The following is a 21,934-nucleotide window of genomic DNA, read 5'->3' as shown; positions in this document are numbered from 1 at the left end:
TCAATAGCTATGCTGAGGGCATGCCCACTCCGGACCGCACCACCCACGACGCCATCGTCACCGCCGCCGCCGAGCTCCTCGAGCAGGAGGGGCTCGCGGGAGTCACGATGCAGGCCGTCGCGCAGCGGGTGGGCGTGCGCGCTCCCTCCCTCTACAAGCGGGTCGAGAGCAGGGAGGCGCTGATCCGCTCGGTGGCGGAGGCGACGCTGCGCGATTACGCCGACCGGCTGGGCGCGCAGAGCGATCCGGCGCGCATCGCCGACGAGCTGCGGCGCTTCGGGCACGAGCGGCCCGCCGCGTTCCAGCTCGTGATGACGCCGGCCGCGGGGACGCCGGTGGCCGCGCAGGAGTACCGGGTCGCGGCGAGCACGTCGCTCCTGCGCGCGATGGAGGCGCTCGCCGGTCCTGAGCAGGCGCTCGAGGCCGCGCGAACCCTCACCGCGTGGGCCACGGGATTCGTCAGCATGGAGATCAACGGCGGCTTCACCCTCGGCGGCGACATCGAGGACGCGTGGGCGTTCGGGCTCGAGCGCCTCCTCCGCGCCCTCGCCGCCGACTGAGCTCAGCCGCGCCGGGTCGACCAGAGCGCCCACGCGACGAGCACCGGCTGGAAGAGCAGCCGCACCGCGCGCTTGCGGTCGGTGTCGAGGCCGAACGCGCTGGTCTTCGTGAGGTACTGCGAGACGTTGCCCGGGAAGATCGCGGTGAAGAAGGCGGCGGCCGCGTTCCCCACGAGAGGCGCGGTGCGGCGCGAGAGGACGAGCGCCGCTCCGAGGCCGATCTCGACCACGCCCGAGGCCAGCACGACCGTGTCCTCGTCCAGCGGCACCCACTCCGGCACCTGCGCCTGGAACTCCTCGCGGGCGCGGGTCAGGTGGCTCACCCCGGCGAAGACGAGGGCGGAGCCGAGCAGCAGCTTGGCCCCGGTGCGGGCGGCGGACGAGGCGGAGATGCGTGACATCCCCCCATCGTCCCGCGGCGGCCCGGTGCGCGCCGACCGCTCAGGAGCATCCGCACGGACGTGCGCCCACTGCCGTGTCGGAGGCCCGGCCTAGGGTGGAGGAGTGACAGATCGCATCCTCGTCCTCACCACCGGCGGCACGATCGACAAGGAGTACTCGCTCTCGGGCGAGCTCGTCATCGGAGCGCCGACCGTGCCGCGCCTGCTCGAGCCCGTGCTCTCGACACTCGAGTTCCGCGTCGAGGAGGTGCTCGCGAAGGACAGCCTCGATCTCGACGACGACGACCGCGCCCTCATCCGGCGCCGCGTGCTCGAGGCCGAGGAGGACCGCATCGTCCTCACCCACGGCACCGACACGATGACCGCCACCGCCGAAGCGATCGGCACGGTGCGCGACCGCGTCGTCGTGCTCACCGGGGCCATGCAGCCCGCGCGGATGCGCGACAGTGACGCCTCCTTCAACCTCGGCGTGGCCGTGGCGGCCGTGCAGCTGCTGCCGCCGGGCGTCTACCTCGCCATGAGCGGCCGGGTGCTGCCCGCGGGCGCGGTCGTGAAGGACCGCGCGGCCGGGATCTTCCTCCCGGCCTGACGAGGGGCCTCAGCCCGCGGTCGCCCGCGTGCACTCCGCGCACAGGCCGAACACGTCCACCACGTGGTGCGCGTCCGTGAAGCCGTGCTGCCCCGCGACCGAGTGCGCCCAGGTCTCGACCTCGTCGGCCGCGATCTCGACGGTCAGACCGCAGCGCCGGCAGATCAGGTGGTGGTGGTGCGTGCCGGGTGTGCAGGCGCGGTACAGGCTCTCGCCGTCGGGCGACTGCAGGGAGTCGGCCTCGCCCTCGACCGCGAGATCGGCGAGCGCCCGGTAGACCGTGGCGAGTCCGATCGGCGACCCGGAGGCGTGCAGTGCGCTGTGCAGCCCCTGCGCGCTGACGAAGTCGTCGCGCCCGGTGAGCGCCTCGCGCACCGCTTCCCTCTGCCACGTGTTCCGCTTGATGACCGGACCACCTTCCCGTCTCACGACCCGGGCCACGCTATACCCCCGCCCCGACGAGCGCCGGGGAGCGCCGGCGGCGCACTCCCTTGCGGCCGATGATCCGGCAGACGACGTAGATCGTGAACGAGATCGTCGTGACGTAGGGGCTGATCGGCACGGAGCCGCCGAGCGCCAGCAGGATCCCGCCCACCAGCGCGCCGACCGCGAACAGCGTGCTCAGCAGCGGCACGATCACCGGCGACGCCGAGACCCGCAGCGCCGCGGCCGCCGGGGTGACGAGGATCGCGAGCACCAGCAGCGAGCCGACGACCTGCACCGAGACCGCGACGGCGAGCCCGAGCAGCAGCATGAAGACGATCGACAGCGCACGGGTCGGCACGCCGCGAGCGGCCGCCACGTCGGCGTCGACGCTCGCGAAGGTGAGCGGGCGCCAGATCAGCGCGAGGCCGATCACGACGACGACCGAGATCGCGATGAGCCAGCCCAGCTGGGGGTCGTCGACGGCGACGATCTGACCGGTCAGCAGGCCGAACTTGTTCGCACTGCGCCCCGGGTAGAGCGCGAGGCAGAGGATCCCGATGCCCAGGCCGAACGGCATGAGCACGGCGATGATCGAGTTGCGGTCGCGGGCCCGGGAGCCGAGCAGCCCGATCAGCAGCGCCGCGACCAGCGAGCCGACGATCGACCCCTGCACCACGCCGATCCCGAGCAGGAGCCCCGCGGAGGCGCCCGCAAAGGACAGCTCGCTGATGCCGTGCACCGCGAACGCCATGTCGCGCGACATGACGAAGACGCCGATGAGGCCGCCGACGACGCCCAGCACCGCTCCCGCGATGACGGAGTTCATCAGCAGCGACAGCAGCGCGCCGTAGTCCGAGAAGTCGAAGATCTGCGACCAGACGTCGTCCATCAGGCTCGATCCTCCGAGTGCTCGTGGCGGTGCTCGTGCCGGTGCTCGCCCTCGTGCTCGTGCACGTGGGAGTGATCGGGGGCGCCGACGACGATGATCCGGCCCCGGGCGCGGATCACGTCGACCGGCGCGTCGTAGAGATCGCTCAGGACCTCCGAGCGCAGCACCTCGTCGGGGGTGCCGATGCGGAACCGGCCGCCGGCGAGGTACAGCACGCGGTCGACCATCCGCAGCACCGGATTCACGTCGTGCGTCACGAAGAGCACGCCCAGGTTCCGCTCGCGCCGGTGCCGGTCGATCAGCTCGCTGACCGCGCGCTGGTGCGCGAGGTCGAGCGCGATGAGCGGCTCGTCGCAGAGCAGGAGCGCCGGATCGCCCGCGAGGGCCTGGCCCACGCGGACCCGCTGCTGCTCGCCGCCCGAGAGGCTGCCCAGCGGAGCGTCGGCGTAGTCGGTCGCTCCGACCGCCGCGAGCAGCGCGTCGACCTGGGCGCGGCGGGCGCGCGAGGGCAGCGGGAGCCCGAAGCGGTGGCCGTCGATGCCGAGGCCGATGAGGTCGCGGGCGCGCAGCGGCGTGCCGTCGTCGGCGAGCTTCTGCTGGGGGATGTAGCCGATGCGGCGGTTGCCGCGGTGGACCGGCGACCCGAGCACCTGCAGCTCGCCCGTGCTGAGCGGCTGCTGGCCCAGCACCGCCTTCAGCAGGCTGGTCTTGCCGGAGCCGTTCGCGCCGAGCACGGCGACGAACTCGCCCGCCCGCACGTCGAGGTCGACGCCGCTCCACAGCTCGCGGGAGCCGAAGCAGAGGCTCGCGTCGCGCATCCGCAGCACGGCCGGAGACGCCGGAAGGCCCGCCTCCGGGGAGGCGGGCCGATCGATCGGGGACGGGGGCGTCACGACGAGAGCGCCCCCTCGATCGCGTCGAGGTTCGCGGTCATCCAGCCGACGTACCCGCCGTCACCGTCGGGCAGTGTCTCGGTGACCGCGACCTCGGGGATCCCGGCGGACTGCGCCGCCTCGAGCACGGCCTCGGTCTGCGCGTCGGAGGTCTGGGCGTTGTAGACGAGCGCGTCGACCGTGCCGTCCGAGAACAGCGCGAGCGTCTCCTGCAGCAGAGTCGCGGGCACGTCGGTGCCCTCCTCGATCGCCTCGCTGAACTCCTCCGGAGTCGCGTCGACGAGGCCGAGCGCCTCGGTCATGTAGAGAGGCACCGGCTCGGTGATCGCGATGGAGCGGCCCTCGACGGTGCCCTTCAGCTCCTGCTCGCGCTCGATCAGCGCGTCGAGGTCGCCGGTGAGGGACTCGGCGTTCGACGCGTAGGTCGAGGCGTTGCCGGGGTCGATGCTCGAGAGCTGGTCGGCGATCTCGGTCGCCACGTCGCGGGCGACGGTGAGGTCGTACCAGACGTGCTCGTTGTAGGCGGCGTGGCCGTGGCCCTCCTCCTCGGCGTGCTCCTCCTCGGCGCCCTCCTCCTCGTGCGCGTGCTCGTCCTCGAGCCCGGCGACGACCGTCGCGGTGACGACGGGCGCCTCGGAACCGGATGCGTCGATCATCGTGTCGACGAACGGGTCGTAGCCGCCGCCGTTCTCGATCACGAGCTGCGCGTCCGAGACGGCGAGCTGGTCGCGCGCCGTGGCCTCGTACTCGTGCGGGTCCTTCTCGGGGCTGTCGATGATGCTCGTGACCTCGACGAGGTCCCCGCCCACGCTCTGCGCGAGGTCGCCGTAGACGTTCGTCGAGGCGACGACCGAGACGAGACCGGAGTCGCCGCTCGCGCCGGACGCGGCGCCGGAGCCGGAGCAGGCCGAGAGGGCGAGGGCCGCCGCGCCCACGAGGGCGGCGGCGGAGAGGGAGCGCGTGCGTGCGGTGCGGATCGTCACGGAGAGCCAATCTGAGTCCGGAGTCGGACGGTCGGGATGCTTCACCGTAGCGACTATTGATAACGATTGTCAAAGTCGACAGGAGGACCGGCGCGGCCGTGTCGCGGAGTCTCCTCGTCGACACGCGGAGTCACACGCCGTCACCCGTCGACCCACTCGAGGCGGGCGCCTGCTCGGGCTGCGAGAGTCGCCGGACCGTTCGAGAGAGGACCACCGTGAGCACCGCACCGCCCCCGTCCGCCGCCGCCCCGGCGACCCCGTCCGCCGCCGGCCACGAGCCGGCCGCCCGCGCCACCGCGCTCGGCGACCCGCTGACCGACCGCTGGTCGGGCGCCGCGCGCCCCTCCTCCCCGGCCGAGTGGATCGCCCGCGCCGAGGAGGTCGCCTCGGTCCTCGCCGTCGACGCCCTCGAGCGCGACCGCGCCGGCGCCGCGCCGTTCACCGAGGTCGCCCTGCTGAAGAACGCCGGGCTCGTCACGCTCCTCGGCCCCCTCGAGCACGGCGGCGGCGGGCAGGAGTGGACCACCGCCCTGCGCGTGATCCGCACCGTCGCCCGCGCCGACGGCTCGATCGGCCAGCTCTTGGGCTACCACTACCTCTGGGCGTGGGCGGCGCGCCTCGTCGGCACCCCCGAGCAGATCGCGGCGGTGGAGCAGCTCGCCACCGAGGGGGACCTGCTCTACGGCGGCGCCGTGAATCCGCGCGACAGCGATCTGTCGATCCGGGAGGAGGGCGACGAGCTCGTCTTCTCGGGCCGCAAGTCGTTCTCGACGGGCGGCGTGGTCAGCGACCTGACCGTGCTCGAGGGGATCCTCGAGGGCACGGACACGCACGTCTTCGCCATCGTGCCGACCGCGCAGGACGGCATCGTCTTCGGCCGCGACTGGGACAGCCTGGGGCAGCGGCTCACGGAGTCGGGCTCGGTCGAGATCCGCGACGTGCGCGTGCCGTGGGCCGCGGCCGCCGGCTTCGTCGACCGGGAGTTCCAGCCGCTCGTCTACAACTCCCTGAACGTGCCGACGATCCAGCAGGTCTTCGCCGAGTTCTACCTCGGCATCGCGCAGGGCGCGCTCGAGCACGCCGCCCGGTACACCCGCGAGCGCACCCGCGCCTGGCCGTACGGCGGGGACGACAAGGAGCGCGCCACCGACGAGTGGTACCTCCTCGAGGGCTACGGCGATCTGCAGGCGAAGCTGTGGGCGGCCGAGGCGCTCATCGACGCGACCGGAGCCGAGCTGTCGGCCGTGCTGCACTCCCCGCGCGAGGAGCTCACTCCCCGTCGCCGCGGCGAGATCGCCGTGCGGATCGCGGCCGCCAAGGCCCGCATCGTCGAGGACGGCCTCGAGACGGCGACCCGCGTCTTCGAGCTGACCGGCGCGCGCGCCACCGGGAGCGCGGTCGGGCTCGACCTCTACTGGCGGAATCTGCGCACCCACTCGCTGCACGATCCGATCGCCTACAAGCGGCGCGAAGTGGGCGTCTTCGCCCTGCTGGGCGACGTGCCCGAGCCCTCCTGGTACACCTGATCGCCGTCGGCCCCGGTTCCGACGAGCCGGGGCCGGCTCAGATCAGGCCGTGACGGAGGAACGCCGTCCGCACCCCGTCCTCGTGCACCGAGGTCGTCACGTCGTCGGCGACCGCGAGGACGTCGTCGGTGGCGTTGCCCATCGCGATGCCGAGACCGGCGGCGGTGATCATCTCGACGTCGTTCGAGCTGTCGCCGATCGCGACCGTGTCCTCGACCGGGTGCCCGAGCCGCTCGGCGAGCGCGACGAGCGCCGCGCCCTTGTCGACACCGGGGATGCTCACCTCGCCGCCTGCGTGGCCGAGGTACGGGATGGTGCCGGTGACCACGTGGAAGCGCTCGCCCAGGCCGTCGCGCACCACGGCGAACGTGTCGTCGTGATCGCCGAAGAACGTCGCCTTCGCGATCCCCTCGGTCGGCGCAGGACCCCGGGGAGTCTCGAGGATCAGTCGGGAGCGGGTCACCCGCGGAGCCTACCGAGCCCCGCGGAGCACGCCTCGTGCAGCTTGGGATGCACGACCCCGGGCGGACCTCGGAAGGAAGGCTCCCTGACGGGATCCCGGGATTCCCGCTCGAATCGGCGCGCTCAGCCTTCGTTCTGCAGGCCGAGCCGTTCGCAACCGAGGTCAGGAGCCGCCCGGACGGCTCGAGAGGTCGCCGCACGCGCTCCCGACCTCGGTTGCAGACACGACGACGGCTCCAGCAGCGAGCTGTGCCGCACCTCGTCGACAGGGGGTCAGCCCAGCGTCCGCGGCGCGCGGTACTCCCACTCGCGGTCGCCGTCGCCGATCGCCCGCAGCACGCGCGCGGGCACTCCTCCCGCGACGACCAGCGGAGGCACGCTCGCCGTCACCACCGCCCCCGCGGCCACCACCGACCCCGCGCCGACCACGACGCCCGGCAGCAGGATCGCGCCCGCCCCGATCCACACGTCGTCCTCGATCACGACCGGCGCCGAGAACTGCGTGCCGTCGCGGCGCAGCTCCGGATGCACCGGGTGCCCGGTCGTGCTGATCGTGACGTTCGGCGCGATCATCACCCGGTCGCCGATCACGACCTCGACGTCGTCGACGAGCGTCAGGCCGAAGTTCACGTAGACGTTCTCGCCGAGCCGCACCCGGTTGCCGTAGGCGACGTGCAGCGGCGGCTCCACCCAGACTCCCTCGCCGACCGCCTCGAACAGCTCGTGCAGCAGGCGGCGGCGCTCCTCCGCCTCGCGGGGCCCGGTCGCGTTGTAGGCGTGCGCGAGCTCCTTGCCGCGGATCCGCTCCTCCTCGAGCGCCTCGAGCCCGTCACCGGCGTCGGTGTACAGCTCGTGGGCATCCATCCGCCGGCGGACCTCGTGCTCGCGTGCGTCCATCGCGGCTCCTCTCGTCGAGAGTCCAGAGTGGGGGACGAGGCGTCCCCCGGTCCCGCGCGCCGCGCCGGGACGACCGCCGGAGCGCACGACGGCGGCACCATGTCCCAGCAGAACCGGGCACGGCGGGGCGCGCAGTGGTACAACGTTGTAGGTTGGGCGCACCCCCGAGCAGGAGGAGGACCGATGGCGGTCACGTTGCACGACGTCGCGCGTGCGTCCGGAGTGTCGATCAAGACGGTCTCGAACGTCATCAACGACTACCCGCACATCCGCCCGGCCACCCGCGAGCGGGTCGAGGCCGCGATCGCGGAGCTCGGCTACAGTCCGAACCTGTCGGCCAGGAGCCTGCGCCGCGGCCGCACGGGGGTCATCGGTCTCGCCCTTCCCGAGCTCAGCCTCGCCTACTTCGCCGAGCTGGCGGACAGCGTCATGCGCGCCGCGGACCGGCGAGGGCTCACGGTCCTCATCGAGCAGACCGGGGGCGATCCGGCCCGTGAGCGGAGCGTGCTGAGCTCGCCGCGCCGCCAGCTCACCGACGGCCTGCTCTTCAGTCCGCTCGGCATCGACATGAGCGACGAACCGGCGCTCGCGGTCGACTACCCGCTGGTCCTGCTCGGCGAGCGAATCTTCACCGAGCGCGTCGACCACGTCACGATGCAGAACGTCGAGGCGGCGAGGGCGGCGACCGCGCACCTCCTCGAGAGCGGGCGGCGGCGGATCGTCGCGCTCGGAGCCCACGCCGACGAGGAGGTCGGGTCGGCGGTGCTGCGGACGCGCGGCTACCGCGAGGCGCTGGAGGCGGCGGGCGTTCCCTACGACGAGGACCTGATCGGCTACTCCGGGCCCTGGCACCGCCTGAACGGCGCGGTCGCGATGCGCGGCATCATCGAGTCCGGAGTCGACTTCGACGCCGTCTTCGCCTTCAACGACACGCTCGCGCTCGGCGCCGTGCGCACCCTGCAGGACGCGGGGCGGCACGTGCCGGACGACGTCGCGGTGATCGGCTTCGACGACATCGACGAGTCGCGCTACTCCGTGCCGAGCCTGTCCTCGATCGACCCGGGCCGGGAGGAGATCGCGCAGACAGCGGTCGACGTGCTGAAGGCGCGGATCGACGGCACGGACACCGATGCGCACCGCCTGCGCACCGCCGCGTTCTCGGTGGTGCCGCGGGAGTCGAGCGCGCCGGCCTGAGCCCTCAGCCGCACTCGCAGATCTCGCGGCGGATCCATCCGCCGGCCTCGCCGACCGGCAGCCGGCCCCGGCGCAGCAGCCTGCTCCACTCGACCGCCCGCCGCGTGAGCCTGTCGTCCGCGCTGCCCGGACGATCGCCGCCCGCGGTGCGCAGGAGCAGGTGGGCGAGCGCGCCGCCGAGGTAGAGGGTCGCCCCGGCCACCCCCGCGAAGTGCCGCGCCTGGCCGCGGGTCTGGTCGTCGTACGTCGCGGCGAACCCGCGTCCGCGGATCCGGTTGCGGCCGCCGCCCGCGAGATCGAGCACTCCGAGCGGGCCCGGGCGGATGCCCGCGATCTCGCGCGCCGTCGAGCGGATCAGCGCCCGGGGAGCGGGATCCGAGGCGGCGAGCGCCTCCACCCGGTCGGCGAGGAGGCTGCACGCGTCGATCGTTCCCACCCGGCCAGTCCAGCACGGACGGCTGGACGGACGCCGCGGGGCCGCTCGGCGAGCCGCTCTTGACAGGGCCGCGGCGACTCCGCATCATCATTTCTACAACGTTGTCTCCATCGTTGTAGAACCTTTGGAGACTCGCTGCAGAACCTCCTCGCTCCCGCGAGGGAACCCTCCTCAGGCCGACGACGGCCGCATCCGAAAGGAAACGCAATGACGCGTCATTCGAAGAGACTGCTGGCCGCGGGGGTGGCCGTCGCGGCCTCCGCCGCTGCTCTCACCGGCTGCTCCGCCGGCAGCGAAGCCGCCAGCTGCGAGAACACGATCGTGAACGACGAGGCGAAGGTCGTCACGATGTGGGCCTGGTACCCCGAGTTCGAGGGCGTGGTCGACCTGTTCAACAACAGCCACGACGACGTGCAGATCTGCTGGAGCAACGCCGGCGCCGGCAACGACGAGTACACCAAGCTCACCACCGCCGTGCAGGCGGGCTCGGGCGCCCCCGACGTCGTCATGCTCGAGAGCGAGGTCGTGCAGAGCTACATCCCGCAGGACGCGCTCGTCGACCTCACCGAGTACGGCGCGGCGGACGTGCAGCAGAACTACTCCGAGGGCGCCTGGGCCGACGTCTCCAGCGGCAGCGGCACCTACGCGATCCCCGTCGACGGCGGACCCGTCGGCATGCTCTACCGCCAGGACATCCTCGACGAGTACGGCATCCCGGTCCCCACCACGTGGGAGGAGTACGCGGCCGCCGCGCAGGCGCTCAAGGACGCCGGCTCCACTACCCTCATGACCGACTACGCCGGCAACGGCCGCGCGTACCAGCAGGCGCTCTTCGCTCAGGCCGGCTCCGTGCCCTACACCGTCGACGGCACCGACGTCACGGTCGACGTCGACGACGAGGCCAGCGCCAAGGTCATGAACTACTGGAACGACCTCGTCGGCAAGGGACTCGTCGGCACCGAGGACAGCTCGACGACCGACTACAACACCCACCTCGTCGACGGCACCTACGCGTCCGTCATCGCCGCCGCCTGGCTGCCCGGCTACCTGCAGGGCTTCGAGGGCGCCGATCCCGACGCCGTCTGGCGCGCCGCCCCGGTCCCCCAGTGGGAGGGCGAGGAGCCGACCCAGATCAACATCGGCGGATCCGCGTTCGCGGTGACCGAGCAGGCCGAGGACAAGGAGGCGGCGGCCCTCGTCGCCAAGGAGATCTTCGGCACCGAGGAGGCGTGGAAGATCGGCATCGAGAAGGCCGCGCTGTTCCCGCTCTGGAAGCCGATCCTCGAGTCGGACTACTTCGCGAACCTCGAGTACGACTTCTTCGGTGGTCAGCAGATCAACAAGGACGTCTTCCTCACCGCCGCGACCGAGTACCAGGGCTTCCAGGTCTCGCCGTTCCAGAACTTCGCCTACGACAAGCTCACCGAGGCCGTGAACGCGGTCAACAGCGGCGAGTCCAGCGTCGAGGACGCCCTCGCGACCTATCAGACCGCGGTCAGCGAGTACGCCGCCGGTCAGGGCTACACGGTCGGTTGACGATCGGCGGCCGCCGTCCCCCGGGGCGGCGGCCGCCCCGTCCCCTCTCGAAGGAGCACCCATGTCGACCCTCGTCGTCCCCGCGCCCGCCGCCACCGCCGAACGCCCCTCGAAGAAGCCCCGCTCCGGAGCCGTCGCCTCGCGCCGCGCCCGCTGGGGCTGGGTCTTCGTCGCTCCGTTCGGCGTCTTCCTCGTGGTCTTCCTGATCACGCCCCTGATCTACTCGTTCATCCTGAGCATGCAGAACAAGTCGGTCGCCACCGGCACCGAGTGGGTCTGGTTCGCGAACTACGCCAAGGCGTTCTCGGATCCGCTGTTCCTCGAGGGCGTCTGGCTCGTGGTGCGGTTCGCGTTCATCCTGATCCCGATCCAGATGCTGGTCTCGCTGATCGCCGCACTGATGCTGGACGCGCTGACCTCGCGGTTCTCGCGCTTCGCCCGGCTCATGATCTTCGTGCCGTACGCGGTGCCGGCCGTCATCGGCGCGCTGATGTGGGGCTTCCTCTACAGCCCCTCGTTCGGCCCCGCCGCGGAGGTGTTCGGCTGGTTCGGTCTCGACGCACCGAACCTGCTCGGCAAGGACTCGATCTTCGGCAGCCTCGTCAACGTCGTCACCTGGCAGTGGGCGGGCTACTACATGATCATCATCTACGCGGCCCTCCAGGGGATCGATCCCGCGGTCTACGAGGCCGCGCGCCTGGACGGCGCGAGCGCGATCCAGACCGCGCTGCGCATCAAGATCCCGATGATCTCCTCGTCGATGGTCCTGATCCTGGTCTTCGCCCTCATCGGCACGCTCCAGTTCTTCACCGAGCCGCAGATCCTGCGGTCGCTGGCGTCCGGCTCGATCGACGCGTCCTACACGCCGAACATCTACGCCTACACGCTCGCCTTCTCGTACAACCAGTTCAACTACGCCTCCGCGATCTCGTTCGCGCTGGGCCTCGTGGTCTTCGTCGGGTCCTACCTGTTCCTGGCCGCCACGAAGAAGAGGAACGGACTCTCATGAGCACCCTCTCGCTCGCACCCAAGCGCGACCGCGTCCAGCGACGCGAGGACGCCGTCCGGGCGCGGAGCCGCCGCGGCGGCCGCCAGCTGCTCCCGCACGTGATCCTGCTCGCCTTCGTCGTCTACTTCGCGCTGCCCTTCTGGTGGCTCGTGGTGGCGTCGACGAAGGACCAGGTCGGCCTCTTCTCCGGAACCGTCAGCCCGCTCTGGTTCGGCGACTCGTTCGAGTTCTTCACCAACATCGGCTCGCTGTTCACCTACTCCAACGGGCTCTACTGGAAGTGGCTCGGCAACTCGTTCCTCTACGCCTTCGCCGGAGGTCTCGGAGCGACGGTCCTGTCGGTGCTCGCCGGCTACGGCTTCGCGGCCTACGCGTTCAAGGGCCGCAACGCCTTCTTCTCGCTGGTCCTGGGATCCGTGATGGTGCCGGCGACGGCCCTGGTCATCCCGCTGTTCGTCATGTTCAGCGCCGCCCAGCTCACGAACACCATGTGGGCGGTCATCCTGCCGTCGATGCTCAACCCGTTCGCCGTCTACCTCATGCGCGTCTACACCCAGGACGCCGTGCCCGAGGAGATGCTCGACGCCGCGCGGATGGACGGGGCGGGCGAGATCACGGTCTTCTTCCGCGTCGCCCTGCCGCTGCTGCGACCCGCCCTCGTGACGGTGCTGCTGCTGTCGGTCGTGGGAACCTGGAACAACTACTTCCTCCCTCTCGTGATGCTCTCGAACTCGCAGCTCTTCCCCGTCACCGTGGGCCTGGGCACCTGGCAGACCCAGGCGTCGGTCAACACCGGCGGGCAGTCGCTGTGGAACCTCGTGATCGTCGGGGCCCTCATCTCGGTGATCCCGTTGATCGTCTCCTTCCTCACCCTGCAGAAGTACTGGCAGGGCGGACTCTCCATCGGCTCGGTCAAGTGACCGGCCGCACCCGCGCACCACTCCCCTCCGGAACAGGAGGGGCCCGCCACCGCCCCGGAAAGGCCCTGTCATGACCGACGCTCCCCGCGCCGTCCCGTCCACCTCCTCGGCACGGATCACCCTCGATCCCACCGCGGTCGTCGCCCCCGTGAATCCGCGGATCTTCGGCTCGTTCGTCGAGCACCTCGGCCGCTGCGTGTACGACGGCATCTACGAGCCCGGCCACCCCACGGCCAACGAGGACGGCTTCCGCCTCGACGTGGTCGATCTGGTGAAGGAGCTGGGCAGCACGACCATCCGCTACCCCGGCGGCAACTTCGTCTCGGGCTACCGCTGGGAGGACGGGGTGGGCCCGCGCTCCGAGCGCCCCCGCCGCCGCGACCTGGCCTGGCACTCGCTCGAGACCAACGAGGTCGGCCTCGACGAGTTCGCCCGCTGGGCCGAGCTCACCGGCAGCGAGATCATGTACGCGGTCAACCTCGGCACCCGCGGCGTGCTCGAGGCGCTCGACGTGCTCGAGTACGCGAACGGACCGGCCGGCACCGCCCTCGCCGACCAGCGCATCGCCAACGGCGGCACCGAGCCCTACGACATCCGCATGTGGTGCCTCGGCAACGAGATGGACGGCCCCTGGCAGGTCGGCCACATGAACGCCGAGGACTACGGCAAGCTCGCCTCCCGCACCGCCAAGGCGCTCAAGATCGCCGACCCGTCGCTCGAGCTCGTGGTCTGCGGCTCCTCCGGATCCGGCATGCCGACGTTCGGCGAGTGGGAGCGGGTCGTCCTCGAGCACACCTACGACGACGTCGAGTACGTGTCGTGCCACGCCTACTACCAGGAGTACGGCGGAGACCTGGGCTCGTTCCTGGCCTCCTCCCTCGACATGGAGTACTTCATCGCCACGGTCGTCGCGACGGCCGACCACGTGAAGTACAAGCTCAAGAAGACGAAGGACATCATGCTGTCCTTCGACGAGTGGAACATCTGGTACCTCGAGGAGTGGCAGGCCAAGGAGAAGGCCGACGCCGAGGGCGACCAGAGCACCCGCGAGTGGGCCTACGCCCCCCGCCTGCTCGAGGACGTCTACTCGGTCGCCGACGCGGTCGTGCTGGGCAACCTCATGATCACGCTGCTGAAGCACTCCGACCGGGTCACCTCGGCCTCGCTCGCGCAGCTGGTCAACGTGATCGCGCCGATCATGACCGAGCCGGGCGGAGCGGCGTGGCGCCAGACCACGTTCTTCCCGTTCTCGACGACCGCGCGTCTCGCGTCGGGCAGCGTGCTGAAGCCCCGGATCGAGGCGGGCACCTACTCCACCGCCCGCCACGGCGAGGCTCCGCTCGTCGACTCGGTCGCGACGCACGACGGCGACCGCTCGTCGGTGTTCCTCGTGAACCGCTCGCAGACGGAGTCGATCACGGTCACGGTCGACGTGTCCGGCCTGGGCGTCTCGAGCATCGCGGAGGCGGTGGCCCTCTTCGACGAGGACCCGTACGCGAAGAACACGAAGGACGACCAGGAGCGCGTGGGCCTGCGCGACGCGGTCGACCCCTCCCTCGAGGGCGGCACGCTCACGGTGACGCTGCCCCCGGTCTCGTGGACGGCGGTCGCGCTGACGGCGTAGCGCCGATTCCGGCGGCGGCGGTTCTCGAGACGCCGCCGCCGGCGGCCGCTCGACCAGCAGGCAGGAACCCTCAGCCGCCCGCCGGCCACTGCACCGGCACCGGCAGCCGCCGCCGCTCCGGCGTCGCGCTCCGGTCGGCCAGCCGCTCGATGAGCAGCTCGGCCGCTGCCCGCCCGAGCTGCTCGCCGTCGACGTCGACCGCGGGCACCCCGATCAGGCCCAGCGCGTCGACGATCGAGCGCTCGGAGCTGACCACGAGCCCCTCCGGCAGGCCGCCCGAGGACAGCAGCGCGTACCGCACGCCGAGGCCCAGCGCGGTCGCGTACGGCACGACCGCCGTCGCTCCGGAGTCGCGCACCGCCGCCGCGGCGCCCACTCCCGCCGCGAACGTGGCCGGGAACGGGCCCAGCACGGTGAGCTCCACTCCCCCGCGGCGCGCCGCCTCGCGGACCGCGGCCGTGCGCTGCCCGTCCTGCCACGATCCGTCCGGCCCGCCGACGTAGAGCACGCGCTCGTGGCCGTCGGCCGCGAAGCGCTCGACGAGCGCGCCGAACGCCGAGGCGGTGTCGGCGACGACCGACGCCATCCCGTCGACCTCGCGGTCGACCAGCACGGTCGGCTTGTGCGAGCCGGCCGAGAGCAGCAGCTCGTCGCCGCCGCGCGGCGCGACCACGATGAAGCCGTCGACCTGGCGCGAGAGCCGATCGAAGGCTCCGAGCTCGCGCACCGCCTCGAGCGGATGCACGGCCACGGTGAGCTGCAGGCCGTCCTCGTCGGCGCGGCGCTGCGCGCCTCCGATGATCGGCGTGAAGAAGGCGTTGTCGAGGGTGGGCACGACGAGCGCGACGACGCCCGTGCGGCCCCGCGCCAGCTGGCGGGCCGCCGAGTTGGGGATGAAGCCGAGCTTGGCCGCGGCGCTGAGCACCCGCGCGGCCGTGTCGGGCGAGACGACCTCGGGGCGGGAGAGCGTGCGCGACGCGGTCGCCTTCGAGACGCCGGCGAGGGCGGCGACGTCGGCGAGCGTGGCCATGCTCCCCCCCTCCGGCTCTCCCGTGATCATAGGGCCACGCGTGCAACCGCTCGCATCGACGAAGTTCCAGGACGCAGCATCTCGAAACACAGTGTTTACATGCGCGAATCGAACGGGGTAGCGTCGCCGGTCTACTGTCGATGCAACCGGTTACATCCATCCTGCGGCCTCCCACGACGCCGCCCGACGCGTCCGATCGGAGGTACTCGTGAGGTCGAGGACCGCTCCCCTCCTGCTCCTGCCCGGGCTGGGCTTCCTGCTGCTCTTCTTCGTCGTCCCCTCGCTGGTGATGCTCTTCGCCCCTCCCGGAACGGGGCCCCTCGAGGTGATCGCCCGGGTCGGCGAGATGCTCACCGACCCCTACGAGCTGCGCATCATCGGCCGCACGGTCGGCATCGGGCTCGTGGTCACGCTGATCTGCGTCGTCCTGGGCTTCCCGATCGCCTACCTGCTGGCGCGCTCCTCGTCCCGCTGGTCGGGCGTCCTGCTGGCCCTCGCGATCTTCCCGCTGCTGCTCAGCAACGTCGTCCGCACCTTCGGCTGGCTCGTCGTGCTCGGCTCGAACGGCGCGATCGGCCAGCTGCTCGTGGGCCTGGGTGTCGTGTCCGAGGCCCCGCAGCTGCTCTACACGGAGCTCGCGATCGTGCTGGGCCTGACCCAGCTCTTCCTGCCGCTCGCGATCATCTCCTGCTACTCCGCCGTCTCGCAGGTCGACGCCGGGCTCGACGACGCGGCCCGCGGACTCGGCGCGAGCCCGACCCGCACCTTCTGGGACGTGGTCGTCCCGCTCTCGCTGCCCGGCGTCGTCGTCGCCGCGACGCTCGTGTTCGCGGGCTCGGTCACCGCGTACACCACGCCCTACCTGCTCGGAGGGTCGAGCCAGCGGATGCTGAGCACCCAGCTGTTCTCCTACTCCAGCGTCACGATCGACTGGGCCGGCGCCTCCGCCACCGCGATCGTCATGACGGTCCTCGTCTTCCTGGTCTCCGGACTCTCCTCCCTCGTCGCCCGGAAGGGAGCCGTCTCATGAGGACCCGCCGCCCCGTCGCCGCGTCGCTCGCGGTCGCCGGCTACGTCATCATGATCGTGCCGATCCTGTTCGTCGTCGCCACGGCCTTCACCGCCGGCTCCACGCTCCGCTTCCCGCCGGAGGGGCTCTCGTTCCGCTGGTTCGGCGAGGCGCTCTCGTACGACCCGTTCCTGGAGTCGCTGGCGACCAGCGCGCAGCTCGCCGTGCTCTCCACGGCGATCGCCCTGCTGATCGGCATCCCCGCCACCCTGGCGATCTACCGCGGCAGGATCCCCGGCCGCTCGCTGATCGAGGGGCTCTTCCTCTCGCCGCTGATCGTGCCCGAGCTCGTCGTCGGCCTGGCGCTGTTCCAGCAGCTCGTCGTCACGCTCGACGTCGACAACGCGGCCGTGCTGCTGATCGGCCACACGGCGCTCCTGCTCCCGTACGCCGTCCGCGTGACGGGCGCCTCGCTCGCCACCAGCGACCCGGCGCTCGAGGAGGCCGCCCGCGGCCTCGGTGCCGGACCGCTGCGCACCTTCTTCACCGTCACCCTCCCGATCCTGCGGCCCGGGGTGTTCTCGGCCGCGCTGCTCGGATTCGTGACCTCGTTCAACAACGTCCCGCTGTCGCTGCTCCTGCAGAGCCGCGACGCCAGGACCCTCCCCGTGACGATGCTCGACTACGTCCAGCAGAGCTACGACCCCATGGTCGCCGCCACGTCCACCCTCATCCTCGCGGCGACCGTCGTCATCGCGATCATCGCCGAGCGCAGCGTCGGCTTCGCCCAGATCTTCGGAGGCATCAACCGATGAGCGCAGCAGCGGAATTCGTCGACGTCAGTCAGGTCTTCGGTGACTTCACCGCGGTCGACGGCATCGACCTGGCGATCCCGTCCGGCAAGCTGACCACCCTCCTCGGGCCCAGCGGATGCGGCAAGACCACGTCGCTGCGGATGCTCGCCGGTTACTCCACGCCGACCTCGGGCCGGATCCTGATCGACGGAGTCGACAGCACCCGGCTCGCTCCCGAGAAGCGCGGGCTGGGGATGGTCTTCCAGTCGTACGCGCTGTTCCCGCACCTCAGCGTGGCCGACAACGTGGGCTACGGCCTCAAGCTGCGCGGTCTCGGACGCGCCGAGCGGGCGCAGCGGGTGACCGAGAGCCTCGAGATGGTCGGGCTCGCGCACCTCGCAGCGAGCCGGCCGCGACGCCTCTCGGGCGGACAGCAGCAGCGCGTCGCCCTCGCCCGCGCCATCGCGATCCGCCCCCGGCTGCTGCTGCTCGACGAGCCGCTGTCGAACCTGGATGCGCGGCTCCGCGTGCAGATGCGCTCCGAGATCCGCCGCATCCAGTCCGAGACGGGGCTGACCGTCGTGCTGGTCACGCACGACCAGGACGAGGCGCTCGAGATGAGCGACGAGATGGTGCTCATGCGCGCCGGGCGCATCATGCAGCAGGGCGCGCCGGCCGAGGTCTTCGGTGCTCCGGCGAACCGCTTCGTCGCCGACTTCCTCGGCTACGAGAACTTCCTCGGCCTCGCCGACGGGTCGCTCGTGACGGTGCGTCCCGAGCACCTGGCGGTCACGAGCGGAGCCGCCGCCCCCGCCGGCGCACTGGCGCTGGACGCGGTCGTCGTCGATGTCGCGTACCGCGGGGTCGACGTGCTGGTGACGGTCGAGGCGACGGATCCCGCCGGCGATTCGGTGCGGCTGGTGTCGGACGTGCGCGCCGACTCCGCCGCGCGAGTGGCGCCCGGAGACGCGGTGGTCGTCTCGGCCGCGGCGTCGCGGATCGTCGCGCTCGCCCGCGACTGAGCGGCGCGCCTACTCCCGCTCCTCTTCTCTCCTCACTCTCCTCCGCAGCTCCCCCTCCGCAGCTCCCCCCTCGAAAGGAACCGCCATGTCCCGCACCACTCCCCGGCGCGCCGTCGCCCTCACCGCCGGTGCCGTCATCGGCGCCCTCGCCCTCGCCGGCTGCTCCGGCGGCTCCGACTCCGAGAGCGCCGAGGGCGCCTCCGAGACGCTCGTCGTCAGCACCTTCCCCTTCGGCGTCGAGCAGTTCCAGGAGGCGGTCATCGACCCCTTCACCGAGGCGACCGGCATCGAGGTCGAGGTCGAGACCGGCTCCAACTCCGACCGGCTCTCGCAGCTGCAGCTCGCGGGCGGCGACGACCCCGGCGTCGACGTGATGCTGATCAGCGACTACTACGCCGCACTCGGCCAGGAGGACGACCTCTTCGAGCAGGTCGACGCGGACGCCGTGCCCGCGATCGCGGACATCGCCGACTTCGCGAAGGAGGACGTGTACCTCGGCCCGGCCTACAGCTACCAGCTCAACGGCACGCTCTACTCCACCGACGCGTTCTCGGCCGAGCAGGCCGCCGACTGGGAGCTCTACGGCGACAGCGCGAACGCCGGCCGGGTCGCACTGCCCGACATCTCGGTCACCGCGGGCCAGCTGATGATCAGCGGAGTCGCGGCGACCTACGGCGACGGCCCCTACGACATCGACACGGCGCTCGACACCCTGTCCGGCTGGGCGCCCGGCGTGCTGCAGTTCTACAGCTCCTCCACCGAGGTCACGAACCTGCTGACGCAGGGCGAGATCACCGCCGCCGACGCGCTGAGCGGCTTCGCCACCGACCTCGTCGCCTCGGGCGAGCCGATCGCCTGGACCCCTCCCGCCACGGGCCGCTACATGGCGACCAACCGCGCGATGATCCCGGCGGGCGCGGCGAACACCGACGCCGCCGAGCAGTTCATCGACTACCTCCTCTCGGTCGAGGCGCAGACCTCCTCCGCCGAGATCGTGGGCGACCTGCCCGTGAACCTCGCCGCGCAGGTCCCGGAGTCGATCACCGCCGTCGTCGGCGACATCGCCGCCGACCCGACCGCCGCCGGCTACGAGACCCTCGACCCGACCGAGCTCGTCCCCACCCGCTCGGAGTGGGTCGACCGCTTCGCCCGCGAGGTCACCGCCCAGTAGGCCGCGCGCCCGTGCGCGGCCGCCGAGCCGCGCACGGGCACCGCCTCCCTCCCCGCACCGCCCGCACCACCCGGAGAGACCGCCATGAGCACCGAGCCCCCGATCACCGACCCCTCCGCCGTCCCCGACGAGTGGATCCGCCGGATCCCCAAGGTCGACCTGCACTGCCACCTGATCGGGACCGTGCGCGCGAGCACCTTCGCCGAGCTCGCCCGCCGGGAGGGTCTCGCGCTGCCCGCCGACCCCGAGCGGATCTTCGCCGACATCAACTCCCTCCCGCCCGACCCCGCGCTCTACCGCGACACGGTCGTGCCGGTGCCGCAGGGGCGCTCGGCGGGCGAGCCCGAGGTCTCGTACTCCCTCTTCCAGGTCTCGGAGTGGGTCGTGCAGGTGCTCCGCTCGGCCGAGGACCTGACGCGGATCGTCTACGAAGCCTTCGAGGACGCGCATCAGCGCAGCGGAACCCGTCACCTCGAGCTCTTCTTCGACGGCGTCCCCGAGCACCTCGCCGGCCTGGGGTACCGCGGCAGCGTCGAGGCCTACGCCGACGGCATCCGCGCGGCCGAGCGCGACTTCGGCATGACCGGGCGGATGATCGCCGGCATCGACCGCAGCCGCAGCGGCGAGGAGGCCCTCGCCCTCGTGCAGCAGGTCGTCGACTCCCCGCACGAGTACGTCGCCGGCATCGGCCTCGACAACCTCGAGACCGCCGGTCCGCCCGAGCGCTTCGCCGACGCCTACGCGCTCGCCGGCCGGGCGGGCCTGGGCCGCACCGCGCACTCCTCCGAGCACGCGCCCACCGCCGCCAACACGATCACCTGCCTCGACCTCCTGGGCTGCGACCGCATCGATCACGGCTACTTCGTGCTCGAGGATCCGGCCGTCGTCGAGCGGATGCGGGAGGACGGAGTGGTCTTCACCGTCGCGTCGACCACCTCCCGCCGCTCCTGGCGCCCGTGGCGCCGCGCGTCGATCCGCGCCATGCTCGACGCCGGCCTGCGCGTCACCCCCTGCTCCGACGACCCGGGCATGTTCCCGACGACGCTCGCCGACGAGTACCGGATCGCCGCGGGGCCGATCGGAGCGACGCACGCGCAGCTGCGCGAGATGGCGCTGACCGGGGTGGACGCATCGTGGCTGCCCGCGGGCCAGAAGGCGCGGCTGCGCGCGGCGGCTGTGGCGGAGCTCGACGCGCTGGATGCGGAGTTCGGGCTGAGGGCGTAGTCCGGCGCTGCTCGGCTGGCGGCGCGGCGTCGCTGCGAACGCGCCACCACTGCGACACGAAGTCGAGGGAATGTCAGTAGTCGCCGGTTCACTTCTCGCATGACGGGGATCGGTACGACGGAGGCGGTGCTCGCGGAGGTCCGCGGGCGCGGCGACCGCGCCGCCGCGCTCGCACGCTCGGCCGCACCGCTCCACCTCGCCGCGGCCGAGGAGCTGTACGCGGGCTACCGCGCGGCCCTCGAGCGCCCCGAGGCGTTCGCCCGCGGCCGGTCGCGCAGCGAGTCGAGCGACCTCGTGGAGCGCTCGATCCGAGCCGAGTTCGCGGTCGCCCTCGGTCTCTCGGAGGCGTCCGCCTCGCGCGCACTGGAGCAGGCGCAGCTGCTCGTCGAGGATCTGCCGCACACCCGGGTGGCACTGGCCGGCGCTCGCATCCTCTGGGAGTCGGGACGCATCGTCTGCGCCGTTGCCGCCACGCTGCCCGTCTCCTCCCGCGCCGCATTCGACGAGCGCGCCGCGCACCTCGCCGTCTCCCTGACCCCCACGCAGCTGCGGCGAGCCCTGGCGCGGCTCCGGGAGGAGCTGCACGAGCAGCCCCTCGCCGAGCGCCATCGGCGAGCCCGCGAGGACCGAGCCGTGTGGATCACGCCGGAGGTCGACGGCATGGCGACCCTGTCCGCGCTCCTCCCCGCTCCCGTCGCGGTCGGAGCGTTCGCCCGCCTCGACCGGATAGCCCGTACCCTCCGCGAGGGACGTGCCGACAGCGACGGATGCGGTGTCGAGCCGTGCGAGGACCGCACCCTCGCGCAGCTGCGCGCCGACGCCCTGGCCGACCTGCTGTGCGACGGCGACGTGTCGGGCACCTCGCCCGGCGAGCCCGGTGAGCCCGGCGAGCCCGGTGAGCGCGGGGCCGCCACGTTCGTCCCCAGGGTGCGCGCCGAGATCCGCCTGACCCTGCCCGCCACGACCGCCGCCGGTCTCGACGACTCCCCCGCAGACCTCGACGGCTACGGCCCTCTGCCGGCCGACGTCGCCCGCGAGCTGGTCGACCGCGGCGCCTCCTTCACCCGAGTCCTCACCGATCCGGGAGCCGGCACGGTGATCTCCGTCGGCCGCACGCTGCGCGTCCCACCCCCGCGGATGCGCCTCCACCTGCAGCTGCGCGACCAGACCTGCCGCTTCCCCGGCTGCACCCGCTCCGCCTCGGGCACCGAGGCCGACCACACCGTCGAGTGGCGCCACGGAGGCGAGACTGCCCTCCACAACCTCGCCTCACTCTGCGTCGCCCACCACCACGTCCGCCACGGCAACCGCTGGACCTACGTCCTGCACCCCGACGGCA

At 72.0% G+C, this 21,934-nt stretch carries 23 protein-coding genes; 14 read left to right on the top strand and 9 right to left on the bottom strand.

Annotated elements, in window-relative coordinates; genetic code table 11:
- Positions 1-20: 20 nt before the first annotated feature.
- On the top strand, positions 21-560 hold the full coding sequence (locus IOC53_RS15520; RefSeq protein ID WP_207407096.1) for a TetR/AcrR family transcriptional regulator: 540 nt from the start codon (positions 21-23) through the stop codon (positions 558-560).
- A 2-nt stretch (positions 561-562) separates the two neighbouring features.
- Here IOC53_RS15520 and IOC53_RS15515 read toward each other — a convergent pair whose 3' ends face one another.
- Positions 563-961, bottom strand: coding sequence for a hypothetical protein (locus tag IOC53_RS15515; RefSeq protein ID WP_207407094.1), 399 nt, complete (start codon positions 959-961; stop codon positions 563-565).
- A 103-nt stretch (positions 962-1,064) separates the two neighbouring features.
- On the opposite strand from IOC53_RS15515, the gene IOC53_RS15510 reads away from it, so the two are divergent.
- Positions 1,065-1,550 carry an asparaginase domain-containing protein gene (locus IOC53_RS15510; RefSeq protein WP_207407092.1) on the top strand — a complete coding sequence of 162 codons (486 nt, stop codon included), beginning with the start codon at positions 1,065-1,067 and terminating at the stop codon, positions 1,548-1,550.
- A gap of 9 nt (positions 1,551-1,559) precedes the next feature.
- Here the strand turns inward: IOC53_RS15510 and IOC53_RS15505 are convergent, their stop codons facing one another.
- From IOC53_RS15505 to IOC53_RS15490, 4 genes are all read right to left on the bottom strand, one after another.
- Positions 1,560-1,955 (bottom strand): Fur family transcriptional regulator, encoded by a 396-nt coding sequence (locus IOC53_RS15505; RefSeq protein WP_207407116.1) that lies wholly within the window; start codon positions 1,953-1,955, stop codon positions 1,560-1,562.
- Between the two features lie 37 nt (positions 1,956-1,992).
- Positions 1,993-2,865: a metal ABC transporter permease gene (locus tag IOC53_RS15500; RefSeq protein WP_207407090.1), complete on the bottom strand. Its 873-nt coding sequence runs from the start codon at positions 2,863-2,865 to the stop codon at positions 1,993-1,995.
- Entirely contained in the window at positions 2,865-3,683 is an 819-nt protein-coding gene (locus IOC53_RS15495; protein ID WP_207407114.1) for a metal ABC transporter ATP-binding protein, read from the bottom strand. The genes IOC53_RS15500 and IOC53_RS15495 overlap by 1 nt, the downstream gene beginning before the upstream one ends.
- 71 nt (positions 3,684-3,754) lie before the next feature.
- Positions 3,755-4,741, bottom strand: a complete 987-nt coding sequence (locus tag IOC53_RS15490; protein ID WP_307786221.1) for a metal ABC transporter solute-binding protein, Zn/Mn family — start codon at positions 4,739-4,741, stop codon at positions 3,755-3,757.
- A 215-nt stretch (positions 4,742-4,956) separates the two neighbouring features.
- Between IOC53_RS15490 and IOC53_RS15485 the strand changes: the two genes are divergently transcribed.
- Positions 4,957-6,267 carry an acyl-CoA dehydrogenase family protein gene (locus IOC53_RS15485; RefSeq protein WP_207407089.1) on the top strand — a complete coding sequence of 437 codons (1,311 nt, stop codon included), beginning with the start codon at positions 4,957-4,959 and terminating at the stop codon, positions 6,265-6,267.
- 37 nt (positions 6,268-6,304) lie between these two features.
- Here IOC53_RS15485 and IOC53_RS15480 read toward each other — a convergent pair whose 3' ends face one another.
- Together IOC53_RS15480 and IOC53_RS15475 are read right to left on the bottom strand one after the other, a co-directional pair.
- Complete coding sequence (locus tag IOC53_RS15480; protein WP_207407087.1) at positions 6,305-6,730, bottom strand: HAD hydrolase family protein; 426 nt, start codon at positions 6,728-6,730, stop codon at positions 6,305-6,307.
- Between the two features lie 272 nt (positions 6,731-7,002).
- A complete protein-coding gene (locus tag IOC53_RS15475) occupies positions 7,003-7,626 on the bottom strand; it encodes a maltose acetyltransferase domain-containing protein (RefSeq protein WP_207407085.1) in 624 nt (207 codons plus the stop codon).
- 183 nt (positions 7,627-7,809) lie between these two features.
- Between IOC53_RS15475 and IOC53_RS15470 the strand changes: the two genes are divergently transcribed.
- Entirely contained in the window at positions 7,810-8,820 is a 1,011-nt protein-coding gene (locus tag IOC53_RS15470) for a LacI family DNA-binding transcriptional regulator (protein ID WP_207407083.1), read from the top strand.
- 4 nt (positions 8,821-8,824) lie between these two features.
- On the opposite strand, the gene IOC53_RS15465 is transcribed toward IOC53_RS15470, so the two are convergent.
- Positions 8,825-9,256 (bottom strand): hypothetical protein, encoded by a 432-nt coding sequence (locus IOC53_RS15465; RefSeq protein ID WP_207407078.1) that lies wholly within the window; start codon positions 9,254-9,256, stop codon positions 8,825-8,827.
- Between the two features lie 207 nt (positions 9,257-9,463).
- Between IOC53_RS15465 and IOC53_RS15460 the strand changes: the two genes are divergently transcribed.
- The 4 genes from IOC53_RS15460 (at position 9,464) to IOC53_RS15445 (ending at position 14,345) form a co-directional block, all read left to right on the top strand.
- A complete protein-coding gene (locus tag IOC53_RS15460) occupies positions 9,464-10,792 on the top strand; it encodes an ABC transporter substrate-binding protein (protein ID WP_207407077.1) in 1,329 nt (442 codons plus the stop codon).
- Positions 10,793-10,853: 61 nt separating this feature from the next.
- Positions 10,854-11,801: a carbohydrate ABC transporter permease gene (locus tag IOC53_RS15455; protein WP_207407076.1), complete on the top strand. Its 948-nt coding sequence runs from the start codon at positions 10,854-10,856 to the stop codon at positions 11,799-11,801.
- Positions 11,798-12,721 carry a carbohydrate ABC transporter permease gene (locus tag IOC53_RS15450; protein ID WP_207407074.1) on the top strand — a complete coding sequence of 308 codons (924 nt, stop codon included), beginning with the start codon at positions 11,798-11,800 and terminating at the stop codon, positions 12,719-12,721. The genes IOC53_RS15455 and IOC53_RS15450 overlap by 4 nt, the downstream gene beginning before the upstream one ends.
- Positions 12,722-12,791: 70 nt before the next feature.
- Positions 12,792-14,345: an alpha-N-arabinofuranosidase gene (locus IOC53_RS15445; protein WP_207407072.1), complete on the top strand. Its 1,554-nt coding sequence runs from the start codon at positions 12,792-12,794 to the stop codon at positions 14,343-14,345.
- 70 nt (positions 14,346-14,415) lie between these two features.
- Here the strand turns inward: IOC53_RS15445 and IOC53_RS15440 are convergent, their stop codons facing one another.
- A complete protein-coding gene (locus IOC53_RS15440) occupies positions 14,416-15,375 on the bottom strand; it encodes a LacI family DNA-binding transcriptional regulator (RefSeq protein ID WP_207407071.1) in 960 nt (319 codons plus the stop codon).
- 208 nt (positions 15,376-15,583) lie between these two features.
- Between IOC53_RS15440 and IOC53_RS15435 the strand changes: the two genes are divergently transcribed.
- The 6 genes from IOC53_RS15435 to IOC53_RS15410 form a co-directional block, all read left to right on the top strand.
- Positions 15,584-16,405 carry an ABC transporter permease gene (locus IOC53_RS15435; RefSeq protein ID WP_123703877.1) on the top strand — a complete coding sequence of 274 codons (822 nt, stop codon included), beginning with the start codon at positions 15,584-15,586 and terminating at the stop codon, positions 16,403-16,405.
- Complete coding sequence (locus tag IOC53_RS15430) at positions 16,402-17,199, top strand: ABC transporter permease (protein ID WP_207407070.1); 798 nt, start codon at positions 16,402-16,404, stop codon at positions 17,197-17,199. The genes IOC53_RS15435 and IOC53_RS15430 overlap by 4 nt, the downstream gene beginning before the upstream one ends.
- On the top strand, positions 17,196-18,200 hold the full coding sequence (locus IOC53_RS15425; RefSeq protein ID WP_207407069.1) for an ABC transporter ATP-binding protein: 1,005 nt from the start codon (positions 17,196-17,198) through the stop codon (positions 18,198-18,200). The genes IOC53_RS15430 and IOC53_RS15425 overlap by 4 nt, the downstream gene beginning before the upstream one ends.
- A gap of 85 nt (positions 18,201-18,285) precedes the next feature.
- Positions 18,286-19,371 (top strand): PotD/PotF family extracellular solute-binding protein, encoded by a 1,086-nt coding sequence (locus tag IOC53_RS15420; protein WP_207407068.1) that lies wholly within the window; start codon positions 18,286-18,288, stop codon positions 19,369-19,371.
- 84 nt (positions 19,372-19,455) lie between these two features.
- Positions 19,456-20,595: a hypothetical protein gene (locus IOC53_RS15415; RefSeq protein ID WP_242683402.1), complete on the top strand. Its 1,140-nt coding sequence runs from the start codon at positions 19,456-19,458 to the stop codon at positions 20,593-20,595.
- Positions 20,596-20,694: 99 nt separating this feature from the next.
- A partial coding sequence (locus IOC53_RS15410) for an HNH endonuclease signature motif containing protein (protein WP_207407067.1) occupies positions 20,695-21,934 on the top strand: 1,240 nt, incomplete at its 3' end.

Source organism: Rathayibacter sp. SD072 (assembly GCF_017355185.1).
In the GTDB taxonomy this organism is placed as follows: Bacteria; Actinomycetota; Actinomycetes; order Actinomycetales; family Microbacteriaceae; genus Rathayibacter.
Note: the sequence above shows the minus strand (reverse complement) of the source record. Positions and strands in the feature narration are given on the sequence as shown.

Bases quoted from the DNA above. Each gene is read 5' to 3' on its own strand.
- IOC53_RS15520 (WP_207407096.1), top strand. From the start codon at position 21: ATGCCCACTCCGGACCGCACCACCCACGACGCCATCGTCACCGCCGCC.
- IOC53_RS15515 (WP_207407094.1), bottom strand. From the start codon at position 961: ATGTCACGCATCTCCGCCTCGTCCGCCGCCCGCACCGGGGCCAAGCTG.
- IOC53_RS15500 (WP_207407090.1), bottom strand. From the start codon at position 2,865: ATGGACGACGTCTGGTCGCAGATCTTCGACTTCTCGGACTACGGCGCG.
- IOC53_RS15495 (WP_207407114.1), bottom strand. From the start codon at position 3,683: ATGCGCGACGCGAGCCTCTGCTTCGGCTCCCGCGAGCTGTGGAGCGGC.
- IOC53_RS15475 (WP_207407085.1), bottom strand. From the start codon at position 7,626: ATGGACGCACGCGAGCACGAGGTCCGCCGGCGGATGGATGCCCACGAG.
- IOC53_RS15470 (WP_207407083.1), top strand. From the start codon at position 7,810: ATGGCGGTCACGTTGCACGACGTCGCGCGTGCGTCCGGAGTGTCGATC.
- IOC53_RS15460 (WP_207407077.1), top strand. From the start codon at position 9,464: ATGACGCGTCATTCGAAGAGACTGCTGGCCGCGGGGGTGGCCGTCGCG.
- IOC53_RS15455 (WP_207407076.1), top strand. From the start codon at position 10,854: ATGTCGACCCTCGTCGTCCCCGCGCCCGCCGCCACCGCCGAACGCCCC.
- IOC53_RS15450 (WP_207407074.1), top strand. From the start codon at position 11,798: ATGAGCACCCTCTCGCTCGCACCCAAGCGCGACCGCGTCCAGCGACGC.
- IOC53_RS15445 (WP_207407072.1), top strand. From the start codon at position 12,792: ATGACCGACGCTCCCCGCGCCGTCCCGTCCACCTCCTCGGCACGGATC.
- IOC53_RS15440 (WP_207407071.1), bottom strand. From the start codon at position 15,375: ATGGCCACGCTCGCCGACGTCGCCGCCCTCGCCGGCGTCTCGAAGGCG.
- IOC53_RS15430 (WP_207407070.1), top strand. From the start codon at position 16,402: ATGAGGACCCGCCGCCCCGTCGCCGCGTCGCTCGCGGTCGCCGGCTAC.
- IOC53_RS15425 (WP_207407069.1), top strand. From the start codon at position 17,196: ATGAGCGCAGCAGCGGAATTCGTCGACGTCAGTCAGGTCTTCGGTGAC.
- IOC53_RS15420 (WP_207407068.1), top strand. From the start codon at position 18,286: ATGTCCCGCACCACTCCCCGGCGCGCCGTCGCCCTCACCGCCGGTGCC.
- IOC53_RS15415 (WP_242683402.1), top strand. From the start codon at position 19,456: ATGAGCACCGAGCCCCCGATCACCGACCCCTCCGCCGTCCCCGACGAG.